Annotated in this window: 11 protein-coding genes; 8 read left to right on the top strand and 3 right to left on the bottom strand. The window is 72.4% G+C overall.

Going from position 1 to position 14482, the window contains the following annotated elements; all coding sequences use genetic code 11:
• Positions 1-1530 (top strand): hypothetical protein (locus AOK00_RS21135; protein WP_055601858.1); only part of this gene is annotated, 1530 nt, incomplete at its 5' end.
• A gap of 193 nt (positions 1531-1723) precedes the next feature.
• Here AOK00_RS21135 and AOK00_RS21130 read toward each other — a convergent pair.
• A complete protein-coding gene (locus tag AOK00_RS21130) occupies positions 1724-2092 on the bottom strand; it encodes a low affinity iron permease family protein (protein WP_055601857.1) in 369 nt (122 codons plus the stop codon).
• Positions 2093-2399: 307 nt separating this feature from the next.
• Here AOK00_RS21130 and AOK00_RS21125 point away from each other — a divergent pair, with 307 nt between their 5' ends.
• Positions 2400-3152, top strand: coding sequence for a hypothetical protein (locus AOK00_RS21125; protein ID WP_055601856.1), 753 nt, complete (start codon positions 2400-2402; stop codon positions 3150-3152).
• A 90-nt stretch (positions 3153-3242) separates the two neighbouring features.
• Here AOK00_RS21125 and AOK00_RS21120 read toward each other — a convergent pair whose 3' ends face one another.
• Positions 3243-4361 carry a DUF2235 domain-containing protein gene (locus AOK00_RS21120; RefSeq protein WP_055601855.1) on the bottom strand — a complete coding sequence of 373 codons (1119 nt, stop codon included), beginning with the start codon at positions 4359-4361 and terminating at the stop codon, positions 3243-3245.
• A 392-nt stretch (positions 4362-4753) separates the two neighbouring features.
• Positions 4754-6214, bottom strand: coding sequence for a catalase (locus tag AOK00_RS21115; protein ID WP_055601854.1), 1461 nt, complete (start codon positions 6212-6214; stop codon positions 4754-4756).
• A gap of 425 nt (positions 6215-6639) precedes the next feature.
• Here AOK00_RS21115 and AOK00_RS21110 point away from each other — a divergent pair, with 425 nt between their 5' ends.
• From AOK00_RS21110 to AOK00_RS21085, 6 genes are all read left to right on the top strand, one after another.
• Positions 6640-8229 carry a DUF11 domain-containing protein gene (locus AOK00_RS21110; RefSeq protein WP_063886634.1) on the top strand — a complete coding sequence of 530 codons (1590 nt, stop codon included), beginning with the start codon at positions 6640-6642 and terminating at the stop codon, positions 8227-8229.
• Positions 8230-8251: 22 nt separating this feature from the next.
• A complete protein-coding gene (locus AOK00_RS21105) occupies positions 8252-8650 on the top strand; it encodes a hypothetical protein (RefSeq protein ID WP_055601852.1) in 399 nt (132 codons plus the stop codon).
• 103 nt (positions 8651-8753) lie between these two features.
• A complete protein-coding gene (locus tag AOK00_RS21100) occupies positions 8754-10001 on the top strand; it encodes an ABC transporter substrate-binding protein (RefSeq protein WP_055601851.1) in 1248 nt (415 codons plus the stop codon).
• Positions 10002-10013: 12 nt separating this feature from the next.
• Entirely contained in the window at positions 10014-12776 is a 2763-nt protein-coding gene (locus AOK00_RS21095) for an ABC transporter permease subunit (RefSeq protein WP_055601850.1), read from the top strand.
• Complete coding sequence (locus AOK00_RS21090) at positions 12773-13516, top strand: ABC transporter ATP-binding protein (RefSeq protein WP_055601849.1); 744 nt, start codon at positions 12773-12775, stop codon at positions 13514-13516. The genes AOK00_RS21095 and AOK00_RS21090 overlap by 4 nt, the downstream gene beginning before the upstream one ends.
• Positions 13517-13590: 74 nt before the next feature.
• The gene (locus AOK00_RS21085; RefSeq protein WP_254047441.1) at positions 13591-14454 is read left to right on the top strand and encodes a class I SAM-dependent methyltransferase; all 864 of its coding nucleotides are present in this window, start codon (positions 13591-13593) and stop codon (positions 14452-14454) included.
• Positions 14455-14482 lie beyond the last annotated feature (28 nt).

The following is a 14482-nucleotide window of genomic DNA, read 5'->3' as shown; positions in this document are numbered from 1 at the left end:
ACGTGCCGGAGGCTCCGCGCGCCCGCCGGGCGGCGCACGCGCGGAGCCTCCGGCACGTACGCGCTGACCCTCGTTCACCTGGGCCGCGACGGCGCGCCGACCACCGACTACCGCACCCTGCTGACCGCGCTGTCCGGGCCCGACGCCGGCAGCGGCCGGGAGCTGAAGGAATCGCCCAGCACCGTCACCGTCCGGGTGCCCGCCGGACGGTACCTGCTTGACTCCACCCTCTCCACCAGGCCGGTGGGGGAGGGGAACTGGGGGAACGACTGGCTCGTGCGGCCCCGGCTGGACGTCGACCGCGACATGACCCTCGTGCTCGACGCCCGGGTCGCGCGCCCGGTGGACATCCGGCCGCCGGTCGCCGACGCAAGGTTCGAACAGACCGGAGCGTTCGCCGAGGTGACGTACGAGGGAGTCACCGGGTTCGCGAACCTGATGTCGCTGTCGCTGGACCTGCGGACGGCGCACCTGGGCCCGGCCGCCGAGCGCGGGACCGTGCGGACCTGGGTGGACTCGTACTGGAGCCGGCCGGGCGGCGTCTGCGCCCTCGGCTACGCCTTCCGGGGCGAGCGGGCGCTGAACGGTCTGGTCCGGCACCCGGCGCCCGGCGACCTGGCCACGCTGGTGGTGCACGCGGGAGTGCCCGCGTCCGGCGGGGGAACGGCCCTCGTCGACTTCTCACCGTCGGCAGGCCCCTCCCCGGCGCTGTCGCTGCCGGTGCCGTCGGGGGGCACCGGGACGTTCCTCCTCACGCCCGAGCGCGGCGCCTGGGACCTCGTGTACGGCGCGCCGTCCGAACCGGAGGAGCCCGCCAACAACTACTTCGTCCTCGGACGCTCGTTCACCCCCGGCTCCACCACGGTGCACACCTTCGACACCCCGGTCTTCGGCCCGGCCCTGGACTCCTCGCCGGGCGCCCGGCCGGTCGCGCAGCGCACCGGCGACACCCTGGACCTGGCGGTGCCGCTGCTCGCCGACGGCGATGGCCACGTGCCGTCCTCGCCCCTGTTCACCGCGTCGACCGTCACGCTGCACCGCGACGGCACGCTGGTCGCGACGCGCCGCGGCGAGAAGCCGGGGCACGCCTCGTTCACGGTGCCGGCGGGGCGGGCCGCCTACCGGCTGACGGCGAGCGCGACGCGGTCGCGGGGGAGCGTCACGGCGGCGTGGACCTTTACCTCCGCCGCGACGGCCACCGCCACCGACCTCCCGCTGAGCGCCGTACGCTTCGGCCCCGACGTCGCGCTCGACGGCACCGCCCCGGCGCACACCACGAGCCGGGTGGCGGTGACGGTGGAGGGCGCGGCCCGGCGGTCGGGGGTGTGGTCGCTGACCGTGTCCGTGTCGACGGACCGGGGCGCCACCTGGACGCAGGCGGCGGTGACCGGAGGACGGATCACGGTGAGGACGCCCGGGCCCGGCAGGTCGGTGTCGCTGCGCGCGGAACTGACGGACGCGCACGGCAACACTCTCACCCAGACCCACATCGACGCGTACGTCACGCGGTCCGCCACCGGGACGCGCTGACGCCGGGCCCCCCGGCCGCCGGACGAGGCCGAGGGCGCCGGCGGCCAGGGCCCGGGCAGGAGCGGGAACGCGGTGGCCCGCTCCATGCCGCCCATGCCAAGGCGGAGGCCGTGACGGGAGAGGAACAGCCCGGGAGTCGTGATCGCCGTGATCCCCGGCAGGTCGGTGGCCCGCCTCCGCGCAGGAGACGGTCTCAGGAGTTCTCCTCCGAACCGATGGCCTCCTCCAGCGAGTCGAACGCCTCACCGGTCGCACGTCGGCGTTCCTGAAGGAGCGCCAGCGCGATCGCGTCGAGCTTGTGCTGGATCGCACGGTCGGCCCGCCGCTCGGCGTTCTTGAGGAGGGCCGACAGCAACAGGGTCACCGACACCATGGCGTCCCCGACAAGGAGCTGCCAGCTGGGTGACAGACCCGCCGCGTGGACCGCGATGAAAGCTCCGACGAGCAGCAGACAGAACGTGAAGAACGGAGGGGAGCTCGTCAGGTTCGACGCTCGCTCCGCGAGGCGTTCGAACGGGCCTCGCCCGTTGCCTCCCCGTTCGGAGGGGTGCTGCAGGGTCATACTCCGTGAGTACCGCAAGCGGCACGTGGACCGCATCTCGCCATGCTGGCTGCGCGGTCGAAACCTGGCGGAACCCGCCGCGCGGGGCACTCTCCGACGCTGCGCCGAAGGGCCGAGGCCGTGGCGGCGCGCCCCGGCCCTCCGGGCCGGTCTGCGGGGCCGCCGCGAGGCCGCTCGTCGAAGCAACCGATCGGGTCCTGGGGGTAGTTGAACGTGCACGCGATTCAAGGTCGCGCTGCGGCCCGCAAGGCGGTGTGAATACCATGGAACAGCCGGATTCCACCGGGAATCGTGCGGGAGCGATGCCATGAAACTGCTGCCGATCGAGATCAAGGTCAACATCGAGGGTGATGCCGCAGCGGCGCTGTCGGCGCTGGGCGGGGCGGGCGTCGCGCAGACCACGCGCCGGATCTGGTTCGCGGAGGACCGGGACAGCGTCGCCGAGGGCCGGGTGCGCCTGCTGGACGAGGGTGTGATCGTACGGTTCAGGATCGGTGGCGGGTCGGACGAGCTGACCGTGAAGTTGCGGCCGTGCGACCGGGAAAAGCTGGTCGGCCGGTTCACGGACCCGTTCGACGCCACGCCGTTCACGTACCGCATCGAGGAGGACTGGGCGGCGGACCACCGGACGGTCGCCGCCTCCCTGACCCACGGTCACCTTCCGGGGGCGTTGCTGGGCGCGGTCCAGCCCGGGGCGGATTCCGCCGTGTCGATCGGCGCGGTGCAGGACCAGTTCCTGGACGTCTGCGCACCCGCCGTCCAGCTCGACGGGCTGGTGGCGCTGGGGCCGGTCCTCTCCACGAAGGCCGCCGACGTCGCGCTCGGCGATCTGGAGGTCGATCTGGAGGCGTGGCGGGTCGCCGGCCTGGAATTCCTGGAGGTTTCGACCCGGGTGAAGCCCAAGGACGGAGACGAAGCCGAGGAGTTGACGGCGCGGGCCGAGCGCAGGCAGCGGAAGCTGGAGGAGGCGGTGCGGGAGCGCGGAGTGACGCTCTCCGAGCTCCCCGACAGCAAGACCCACCGGGTTCTCACCGTCCTGGCGGAGGCAGGTCGCCCCTGATCCCCGCCGTCCGCTGTCGCCCCTGATCCCCGCCGTCCGCTGAGGTGAAAGCAGGTCCTCGACGAGGCGTTGGGCGATCGGCTGCGCTGCTCACTCCGACCCGTCCCGGCCCTGTCCCGGGCCCCGGGCTCCCGCCCCGGCCCTTGCCCCGGCGCGGGGATGCGGTGTCAACCACTCCTCGTCCGTCCAGATCACCCCGTCCGGGATCCGCCGCGCGTACCCGGCGTCCGTCGCGATCCGCAGCCGCACGCTCTCGTGCACCTGGGCACCGGCAGGGACCCGGCGCGGTCGGTAGGTGAGCAGGGCCCACACGGCGCCCATGCGGTGCACCGTGCCCAGCGCGTGACCGGCGTCGAGCGCGAGGTGCTTGCCGTAGGCGTTCTTCTTGAGCAGCAGGTCCGCGTCGAGGGCACCGTCCACGATCCACTTGAGCGTGACGGTGGGCAGCTTCGGGTCGTCGTCGAAGGTGCCGCCCACGTCGGAATGGACCCCGGCGAACCATGCCTCCTCGATGAGCGGGCCCGGTGTCCCCGGCTTCTCCGGCGGCAGGACGAGGTACTCCTCGTACGGTCGGCGCTTCTCGTCGATCGAGACGGCGTGGCGGACGCGGCCCACGTTGGGGATCCGTCGCGTGAAGAGCCAGCGCAGGTTCCAGCGCAGCAGTCCGGCCGCCTTGACCGAGTCCCAGATTCCCATGAAGTGAACGGGGATTCCGGTGCGCTCGTCCACCTTCCGGCTGAACACGCCGGCGAATTGGTGCAGTTGCTTCCAGTCGTCGTCGGTCCAGGTCCGATTCTTGGCGTACACGGAGATCGCGTACGGCACGAGGTTCTCCGACCCGGGCCGCAGCAGACCGACCGCCTTGAGCAGCCCCGCCAGGGCGCGTGCGGTGTACGCGCCGCGGCTGAAGCCGAAGAGGTAGATCCGGTCGCCTGGTTCGTAATGGTGCATCAGGTAGGTGTACGCCTGGGCCAGGTTCTCCTTGAGCCCGGCGCCGAAGGCGAGGCCGAGGAGCCGGGAGAGCTTCCGGGCCGGGAGGGTCCAGGCGCCGGCGGCGGAGAACGTGCCGACGCCGGGGTCGTAGTAGGCGATCTGCGCCGTCGGGTCGCCGAGGTCGAGCATCTCGTAGAGGCTGACGACATTGGTGTTGCCGCGGGCCTTGAGCTGGTTGCCCGTCCCGTCCAGGCACACCACGATGTTCTTTCCCATCACGGCCTCCGAGGGACATGAGCCACTCTCCCTCCTATGCTAGAAGGAAAGCCTCCCGCCGGCCTGTCCGTGACAACCGTCGACGACATCGTCGCCGCCGTCACGGAGTGGAAGGACCGGGGCGACCACGACGACGCCCGGCCGGCCTTCTGTTTCCGCGGTCACGGCGACTCCTTGGGAATCACCACGTCCCTCCTGGCCTCGGACGTCTTCGCCGACCGCACCAGCGCGCATGAGGGTCTGGGCCGATCTGTCCTTCAACTACCGCGAACGAACGGCGAACTGGGACGTGCCCGGCCTCGCGGACCAGTTCGGCTCCACCGTGACGCGCCGACGCAGGACGGCCCGGACGGCTTCAGCACGGTGGAGTTCTGCGGCCGGCCGAGCACGCCCTACGAGGCCTGCTTGGCGCGGACGCCCTCGGAGATGCGCTTGCCAAGAGCCGCGTCGATGTTCGTCCAGTACGTGAAGGCACGCTCCAGGACAGGCTCGCTCACGCCGTCGAGGAGGTGGCCGACCACGTTGTCCACGAGCCGGTCGCGGGCGTCGTCGTCCAGGACCTCGCGCACGAGGGTGCCGGGCTGCCCCCAGTCGTCGTCCTCCGGATGCGAGACGTAGGCCGTCCGGGTGATCTCGCCGTCGGCGGTCCAGCTCGGCGGGCTCCCGTACCGCTCGGTGTCGGCGGCGGGCCCGCCCTTGGAGTTCGGCGCGTAGACGGGATCGGACGTCTTCCGGTACGCCATCGCCCCGTCCTTCGAGTAGGTGTGGACGTCGACGACCGGGGCGTTCACCGGAAGCTGCTGGTAGTTGACGCCGACGCGGGCCCGGTGGGCGTCCGCGTAGGAGAAGAGCCGGGCAAGGAGCATCCGGTCGGGGCTGGGCCCGATGCCGGGGACGAAGTTGTTCGGCTGGAAGGCCGCCTGCTCGATCTCGGCGTGATTGTCGGTGGGGTTGCGGTCCAGCGTCATGCGGCCCACCGGGATGAGCGGATAGTCGCCGTGCGGCCAGACCTTGGTGAGGTCGAACGGGTTGAACCGGTACCCGGCCGCGTCCTCGTACGGCATCACCTGCACGTGCAGCGTCCACGAGGGGAAGTCCCCGTCCCGGATGTGCTCGAAGAGGTCCCGCATGTGGAAGTCCGAGTCGGCCCCCGCCATCCGGTCGGCGTCGGCCTGGGTGAAGAACTCGATGCCCTGGTCGGTCTTGAAGTGGTACTTGACCCAGAACCGCTCACCGGACGCGTTGATCCACATGTACGTGTGAGAGGTGTAGCCGTTCATATGGCGCCAGGTACGCGGGATGCCGCGGTCCCCCATCAGCCAGGTGACCTGGTGAGCGGACTCGGGGGAGAGGGTCCAGAAGTCCCACTGCATGTCGTGGTCGCGCAGATTGCTGTCGGCGCGGCGCTTCTGGGACCGGATGAAGTGCTGGAACTTCATCGGGTCCTTCACGAAGAACACCGGCGTGTTGTTCCCGACCATGTCGTAGTTGCCTTCGGAGGTGTAGAACTTCACCGCGAAGCCGCGCGGGTCCCGCCAGGTGTCCGGGCTGCCCCGTTCACCGGCCACCGTGGAGAAGCGGGTGACCAGGTCGGTGCGGGTCCCCGGCTGGAACACCGCGGCCTTGGTGTAGCGGCTGACGTCGTGGGTGACCTCGAAGTGGCCGAACGCGCCGCTGCCCTTGGCGTGCGGCTGGCGTTCGGGGATGCGCTCGCGGTTGAACTGCGCCATCTGCTCGATCAGGTAGGCGTCCTGGAGGAGGATCGGGCCCCCGGGACCCACGGTGAGCGAGTGCTCGTCGCTTTCCACCGGGGCGCCGGAGTCGGTCGTCGTCGCGGGTCGGCTCTCGGTCATGGGTCTGCTGCCTTTCGTCGCGTCTCGCACGCCTACCCTGTTCCGCCGCGGTGAAAGCCGCCACCTGAGGTGCGCGGCGCAACCCTGGTGTCCGGGGGCGCGGCCCGCCGTCGGCCGGAGGGCGGGGAACGGTGCCACTCGGCCGAATCCGGCAAGCGCCGTGGGGGCCCCGAGACAAGGCTGTCGTGCGAGCGTCCCAGGCCGGTGTGGCTCCTCCCCGGGGATCTGCCGTCGAGCCGGTACGTCAGTGACCCCCGAGACACGCCGTCGACGAAGACACCGGAACGGCGGCGCGAAGGCGAAAGGCAGTGCGCATGGCCGAGACCAGCTCGTTTCCTGATCCGCTCCGCGCGTACCGGCGGCGCACCAGAGGCGCACCGGACCGGCGTCGGCCGAGGCGTGGCCGGGTGGCGGCGGTGGCGGCCATGTCCGCCGCGCTGGTGTTGTCCTGTCCCTGGGTCGCCGTCGCGGCGCCGGGGGACCTGGACCCCTCCTTCGACGGCGACGGCAGAGTGACCACCGACTTCGGCGGCACCACCGACGAGGCGTTCGCGATGGCGGTGCAGCCCGACGGGAAGATCATCGCCGTCGGCCGGGTCAGTCCGGGCTCCGACTTCGCCCTGGCCCGCTACAACGCCGACGGATCCCTGGACACCACCTTCGACACCGACGGCAAGGTGACCACCGACTTCGGCGGCGGAGAAGAGGCGGCGGGGGTGGTGGTGCAGGCCGACGGCAAGATCGTCGCCGCCGGCCGGGTCGGCTCCGACTTCGGCCTGGCCCGCTACAACGCCGACGGATCCCTGGACACCACCTTCGACACCGACGGCAAGGTGACCACCGACTTCGGCGGCCTCGACGTGGCCCAGGGCGTGGCGGTGCAGGCGGACGGCAGGATCATCACCGTGGGCCGTACCGTCAGCTCCCTCGCGCTGGCCCGGTACAACGCCGACGGAAGCCTGGACACCTCGTTCGACACCGACGGGCGGGTGATCACCTCCTTCGGCCCGGTCTTCCTGGGCTACGCGGTCGCGGTGCAGGCCGACGGCAGGATCGTCGCCGCCGGGGAGGCGGATGCCACCGCGTCGGCGAACGGGGACTTCGCGCTGGCCCGCTACCACTCGAACGGCGGCCTGGACACCTCCTTCGACTCCGACGGCCTGGTGAACACCGACCTCGGCAACCTCAATGAGCGGGCGAACGCGGTGTCGGTGCAGCCGGACGGCAAGATCGTCGCTGCCGGTCTGAGCGGTACGGACTTCGCGCTGGCCCGCTACCAGGACGGCGCGGCGGGCGGAGCGGACGTCTCGGTCACCAAGTCGGGCCCCGGCGCGGTCAGCCTCGGCGACCAGGCCTCCTACGCCGTCACGGTGACCAACACCGACGCCGCCGCGTCGGCCACGGGCGTCACGCTGTCCGACACCCTCACCGGCCCCGGCCGACTGCTGTCGGCGGCTCCCGGACAAGGCACGTGCACCGTCACGCCCGGCAGCGCCTCGTGCGCGCTCGGCACCCTGGCCCCCGGCGCGAGCACCGTCGTGACCGTCGTGGTCGAACCCACCGCCGTCGGCACTCTCTCCGACACGGTCACGGTCGACGCGGCGGAGTCCGACACCGTTCCGGGCAACGACACCGACAGCGTGACCACCACCGTGAACAACGCCCATGGCTGCGCGATCCTCGGTACGAGCGGCGCCGACACCCTCGTCGGCACCTCCGGCAACGACGTGGTCTGCGCCTTCGGCGGCCACGACACCATCACCGTGGGGAACGGCGACGACACCGTCTACGCCGGCTCGGGCAACGACGTGATCACCGGCGGCAACGGGGCGGACACCCTGAACGGCGGACCGGGCAACGACAACCTCGTCGGCGGCAACGGCAACGACACCCTCAACGGGGAGGCAGGCAACGACGTCCTCGCCGGCGGCAACGGCGCCGACACCCTGAGCGGCGGTCCCGGCACGGACACCTGTGCCACCGGCCCCGGCGACACCGTCACCACCTGCCCGTAGGGCTTGCTGACATCCTGGGGCGATGAGCCCTGATGATCCGCCGCTCCGTCCCCTGCTCGTGGTGGACGGAGCCAACGTCGTGGGATCGGTGCCGGACGGCTGGTGGCGGGACCGGCGCGCGGCCGCGGAGCGACTGCGCGACCGGCTCGCCGCGACGGGCGGCCCGGCCGACGGCCCGTTCACGGGCCCGTACGAGATCGTGCTGGTCGTGGAGGGCCGCGCCCGGGGCGTCGCCTCCGTACCCGGTGTGCGGGTCGAGGAGGCCCCCGGCAGCGGCGACGACCTGATCGCCGAACTGGCCCGGAGCGCGAGCGGCCGGCCGTGCCTGGTCGTCACGGCCGACCGCGAACTGCGCCGGCGGGTGGAGGAGGCGGGCGCCCGCTGCACGGGACCCCGCAGCATCCCCGCGGCGCCGCACTAGGAGGCAATCGCGCATCTGACGGTTCGTCAATTTACGCCGCATCGGTTATTGACGGTTCGTCAGGTCGGTTACAGAATGCGGTCACCCGACGGAGGGATCGCCCGTGCCTCGACCGTTGCGCGTCATCGCCGCCAGCTTCGCGCTGCTCCTCGTCACCGCCTGCAACTCCGCTTCCAGCGGCGGGAGTACCCCCTCCTCCGTACGCGGAGTCACCGCCGACACGATCAAGGTCGGAGGCATCGTCTCCATGACGACCGCCAGCGGCTACTCCAAGAAGGACACCGACCTCGGCGCCCGCGCCCGCTACGACCGGGCCAACGCCGAGGGTGGGATCAACGGCCGGAAGATCGAGTACCTGGGGGCCGAGGACGACGGCCAGGACCCCGCGAGGAACCTGGCCGCGGCGCGCAAGCTCGTCCAGCAGGACAAGGTCTTCGCCGTCTCGCCCATGAGCTCGGTCACCTTCGCCGGGGCCGGCTTCCTCGACGCCCAGAAGGTCCCGACGGTTGGCTGGGGCACGCTCCCCTCGTTCTGCGGGCCGGCGCATCTCTACGGCTTCAACGGCTGCCTCGTCCCGACACCCGGCGGCACGCTCAACCAGACCTGGCCCGAGGGGCTCGCGGCCGTCCTCGGCGGCTCGCGCGGCAAGTCGGTCGCGCTGATCGCCGGAGACAACGACGCCGGCAAGTTCGGCATCCGCACCTTCACCCAGGGCTTCAAGGCGGCCGGCTTCCAGGTCCCGTACGCCAAGGCCGTGGTGCCGGCGACCTCGATGCCCAGCGACTGGTCGGCCTACACCAAGGAGATCCTCCGCTCGGGCCCCGGCGGCGGCGCACCCGACGCCGTCGTCTCCGTGATGCAGACGCCGTACAACATCGGCCTGTTCACCGCGCTCAAGCGGTCCGGCTACAAGGGCGTCATCTCCGACCCGACGGACTACGACCCCGGGCTGCTCGCGAAGGACGCGACGAAGCAGGCCCTCGACGGGGTGCACGTGCTGCTGCAGTTCCAGCCCTTCGAGTCGGACAGCCCCGCGATGCGGCAGTTCAAGGCCGACATCAAGAAGGCCCCCGGTGGCACGGAGGTGCCGCTCAACATGCACATGCTCACCGGGTACATGAGCGCCGACCTCTTCCTCTCCGTCGCCGCGAAGGCGGGCGAGGACCTCACCGTCGAGTCCTTCCAGAAGGCCGCGTCCGGGTTCTCCGACACGGGCACGCTCGTCGGCGACCGCGCGCTGCCCAAGGGGCAGCAGGAGAGCTTCGGCTGCGGGGCGCTCGTCCGGCTGAAGAACGGGCGGTACGAGGTGGCGGTGCCGTTCAGGTGCTATCCGCCGATCCCCTTCGGCTGAGGGGCGCGTCACGTGGGTGACCTGCTGGGATTCGTCCTGAGCGGGCTGGTCTCCGGCGCGCTGTACGCGCTGCTCGCGACCGGCCTCGTGCTGTCCTACTCCGCCTCCGGGCTCTTCAACTTCGCGCACGGCGCCACCGCCTATCTGTGCGCGCTGGCGTTCTACGAGCTCCACTCCGGCTTCGGCTGGCCGGCCGTCCCCACCGCTCTGCTCCTGGTCCTCGTGGTGGCACCCGGCCTCGGCTGGGGCCTGGACCGGCTGATGTTCAGAAAGCTGGCCAGGGTCGGTGAGACGGCGCAGATCGTGGCCACCATCGGTCTGCTGGTCGCGCTGCCCGCGGCCGGACTGTGGGTGGTCGAACTCCTGGAGCGGGCGGGCGCCCCGGTCCTGCCCGCCGAGAACCAGTTCGGGCTGCCGGGCGTCGGGCCGAGCCCCGCGGTGTCCTGGCAGCCGCTCGACGGCGTGGGCATCGACTCCGACCAGCTGATCACCTGGATCGCCACCGCCCTCGCGGCGGCCGGCCTGTGGGTCCTGATGCGGCACACCCGGCTCGGCCTGCGGCTGCGGGCCGCGGTCGACAACCGCGCGCTGACCGAGCTGCGGGGCATCAGCGCGGACCGGCTGTCCTCGACCGCGTGGATGCTGTCGTCCGGTCTCGCGGGCCTCGCCGGTGTCCTCGCGACCCCGCTCCTCGGGCTCTCCGCGCACGACTACACGCTGTTCCTGTTCGTCTCGGCCACCGCGGCGGTCCTCGGACGCTTCGCGTCGGTGCCGGTCGCCTTCATGGGCGGCCTCGGGCTGGGGGTCCTGCAGAACCTCGTGGCGGGGTACGCGTCGTTCGCCGACGGCGTCACCGGCTTCCGCACAGCCGTACCGTTCCTCATCCTCTTCGCCGGCCTCGTCGTCCTCGCACAGCGCCGGCGCGCGGCGGGCACCGCGGCCGCCGACCCACCGCCGGTGGACTACCTCGCCGGGAAGCGGTGGGGCCGCCGCTGGGGCGCGTGGATGGGCGCCGGCGCGCTCCTCGGCGCGGCGTTCTACACCGTCACCACCCCCTTCTGGAGCGGGATCCTGACCCAAGGGCTCGCGATCGGCCTCGTGTTCATGTCGTTCACGGTGGTCACCGGCCTCGGTGCGATGGTGTCCCTCGCCCAGGCGACGTTCGTCACCGGCGCCGCCCTGGTCGCGGGGCTGCTGATGAGCCACGGCTGGCCCTTCGTCGCCGCGGCGGCCGTCGGCACGGCGGCCGCCGCCCTGCTCGGCGCGGTGGTCGCGCTGCCCGCACTGCGGCTCGGCGGCAGATCACTGGCCCTGGCCACCCTGGCGCTCGCCTTCCTGGCGGATCAGGTGCTCTTCCAGCTCGGGTGGCTGCGCAACGGCGACACCGGGTGGGAGATCCCGCGACCGGTGGCCGGACCCGTGGACCTCGGCGACGACCGGGCCATGGGGCTCGCGCTCGTGCTGCTCAGCGGGGCCCTCGTCGCGCTCCTCACCTGGCTGCGCGGCTCCCGCTGGGGCCGGGCCATGCTGGCGGTCCGCTCGGCACCCGACGCCGCCGCGGCCTCAGGGGTGTCGGTGGTACGGACGAAGCTCCTGCTGTTCACGGTGTCCGCGGGGCTCGCGGGCTTCGGAGGGGTGCTCTACGCCTCGTACAACACCCGGATCACGGCCACCGACTTCACGGCGATGACGGGCCTGGTGTGGCTGGCGGTCGTCGTCGCCGCGGGGGTGCGCAGGCCGCAGTTCGCGGTGGTGGCGGGGCTGGTCTTCGCGGTGGTCCCCCAGCTGATGGCGACGTACGTGACGGAGTCCGCGCATCTGCCGGTGATCCTCTTCGGTCTGGCGGGGCTCGCGCTGGCGAACGACCCGGACGGCTACTGCGCGGCGCTGCCGTCGAGGCGAGCGGCCCGGCGCGCCGCGCGGCGGGGGGCCTCGGACCCGAGCGCGACCGGTGCCGCGGCCCCGGCGGGCGACGGGCCGTCCGAGCCGCTCCTCGCACGGACGGCCGAGCCGTCCGTCGTCGGCGCCGCGGGCGTCGCCCCAGGAACGGGCGACGGCCCCGGGGAGACGCCGAGCGCGAGCGCGCTCGAACTGATCGGCGTCCACGCGGGGTACGGCGGCGCACCCGTGCTGCACGGTGTGGATCTCGTGGTGCGCGGCGGTGAGGTGCTGGTGCTGCTCGGACCCAACGGGGCGGGGAAGTCCACCCTCTGCCGGGTCGCGGCGGGACTGCTGCGGCCGGCCGGCGGTCTCGTGCGGGTGCGGGGTGGGGACGCCACCCGCGACACGGCGGTCACCCGGGCCCGCCGGGGGGTGCGGCTGGCTCCCGAGGGGCGGGGGATCTTCGCCGGGCTGTCGATCGAGGAGAACCTGACCCTGCAGCTGCCGGGTGCGGAGGACCGGGACGCCGTGTACGCGCGGTTCCCCGCGCTCGCCGCCCGCCGCTCCGTCGCCGCCGGCTCCCTGTCGGGCGGCGAGCAGCAGCTCCTCGCCCTCGCCCCGCTCCTCCAGCGGCCGCCGACGGTCCTCGTCGCCGACGAACCGTCCCTCGGTCTCGCGCCGCTCGTCGTGGACGAGGTCTTCCGTCTCCTGACCGAACTCCGCGACCACGGAACCGCGTTGGTCCTCGTCGAGGAGAAGGCGGCCGAGGTGCTCGGCATCGCCGACACCGTCGCGTACCTCGCACAGGGCGAGATCGCCTGGTCCGGGCCGCGGTCCGAGGTGGACCGGGACCGGCTCGCCGAGGCCTACCTGGGGACGGGAGTCCGCCGATGAGCCACCCGGTGCTCCGCGCGAGCGGGATCGACGTCCGCTTCGGCGGCGTCCACGCCCTGCGCGACGTGACCGTCTCCGTCGGCCCAGGCGAGATCTGCGGCCTCATCGGGCCGAACGGCGCGGGCAAGACGACGCTCTTCGACGTGGTCTCGGGGATACGGAGGCCGGACGGGGGGACGATCGCGTACGACGGTACGGACATCACCCGCCGTTCCCCCGTCTGGCGAGCCCGGCACGGCATCCGTCGCACCTTCCAGCGCCAGCAGCTCTTCGCTCAGTTGACCGTCGCGGACCATCTCGTGGTGGCGCAGGACTGGCGGGGCGGAGTGCGGCCCGCGGTACGCCGCCACCGGGAGCGGGCCGCCGCCGTGCTCCACGAGTGCGGGCTCGACGCTCTCGCCGGCTCGTACGCGGGCGGCCTGCCCGTCGGACAGGCCCGCATGGTCGAGCTGGCCCGCGCGCTCGCCGATCCGCCCCGGGTCCTGCTCCTGGACGAGCCCGCGTCCGGGACGACCGCCGAGGAGCGTCGCAGACTCGCCGCCGTCATCCGTCACATGGCAGCCGAGGAGAACTGCGCGGTGCTGCTCGTCGAGCACAACGTGGCCTTCGTGATGGAGCTCTGCTCACGCGTCGTGGTGCTCGACCTCGGGCGGGTTCTCGCCGAAGGGGCGGCGGCCGAGGTCCACGCGGACCCGGCGGTGCGTGAGGCGTACCTCGGCGGTGGTCCCGGCGGTGCGTGAGGCGTACCTCGGCGGTGGTCCCGGCGGGTCGGAATGAGAACACCCCCGGTCGCGGCGGGGCACCGTCGACAGGGGTGGATCCGGACGTCAGACTGTTCGCGGAGGTGACGCGGGTGGTGGAACCGGTGGAGATGCGGGCCCCTGTTCGGGAGACGTACGGTCCGGCCGACCTCAGCTCGGTGCCGGTGTTCGCCGGAGGGTTCATCAACTTCGGGTACTGGCGCTCGATCGACCTCGCCGGACCGCTGACGGTCGACGACAGGGTCCGCAGCCAGGAGGACATGTACCGGCGGGTGCTCGACGCCGCCGGTCCGCTCGCCGGCCGGCGGATCGTCGAGATCGGCTGCGGGCTCGGTGTCGGCTGCGCGCTCGCCCTGCGCGAGTACCGGCCGGAGCGGGTGACCGGCATGGACATCCACCCGCAGCAGCTGGACCGCGCCCGCCGGGCGAACGCGGATCTGCTGGAGAACTCGCCGTCGGCGCTCCGGTTCGTCCGTGGCGCGGCGGAGGAGATGCCGTTCGGTGACGGCGAGTTCGACTGCGTCTACAGCGTCGAGGCCGCCCAGCACTTCGACGACATGACCGCCTTCACCCGGGAGGCGGCCCGGGTGCTGCGGCCCGGCGGTCGGGCGGTCGTCGCGAGCTTCTTCACCCCGGACGACGACCCGGACCACGGAGCCAGGCTGGCTTCGTACCTGGAGACGTTCGCCGACGGGCTGGACATCGCGCGTCCCGTCGCACTCGTGACCGACGCGTTCACCCGCGCGGGCCTGACGGACGCGCGGGCCGTGTCCATCGGACCGGACGTGTGGCGGGGCTGGGACCGCTGGCTGTCGGACCAGTGGAAGCCGGGAACCTGGCCGCGCAACTTCCTGAAGGCCTACGAGCAGCGCAACCTCGACTACTACATCGTCACGGCCACCCGTCCGCAGGCCTGACACCGGGCCCCGGACCCGCCGTCGCGCG

Origin of the sequence: Streptomyces aureus, from assembly GCF_001418135.1 — a bacterium.
GTDB lineage: Bacteria > Actinomycetota > Actinomycetes > Streptomycetales > Streptomycetaceae > Streptomyces > Streptomyces aureus_A.
This window is presented reverse-complemented; position numbering and strand designations above follow the sequence as displayed.

Bases quoted from the DNA above. Each gene is read 5' to 3' on its own strand.
- AOK00_RS21130 (WP_055601857.1), bottom strand. From the start codon at position 2,092: ATGACCCTGCAGCACCCCTCCGAACGGGGAGGCAACGGGCGAGGCCCG.
- AOK00_RS21125 (WP_055601856.1), top strand. From the start codon at position 2,400: ATGAAACTGCTGCCGATCGAGATCAAGGTCAACATCGAGGGTGATGCC.
- AOK00_RS21120 (WP_055601855.1), bottom strand. From the start codon at position 4,361: ATGGGAAAGAACATCGTGGTGTGCCTGGACGGGACGGGCAACCAGCTC.
- AOK00_RS21115 (WP_055601854.1), bottom strand. From the start codon at position 6,214: ATGACCGAGAGCCGACCCGCGACGACGACCGACTCCGGCGCCCCGGTG.
- AOK00_RS21110 (WP_063886634.1), top strand. From the start codon at position 6,640: ATGTCCGCCGCGCTGGTGTTGTCCTGTCCCTGGGTCGCCGTCGCGGCG.
- AOK00_RS21105 (WP_055601852.1), top strand. From the start codon at position 8,252: ATGAGCCCTGATGATCCGCCGCTCCGTCCCCTGCTCGTGGTGGACGGA.
- AOK00_RS21090 (WP_055601849.1), top strand. From the start codon at position 12,773: ATGAGCCACCCGGTGCTCCGCGCGAGCGGGATCGACGTCCGCTTCGGC.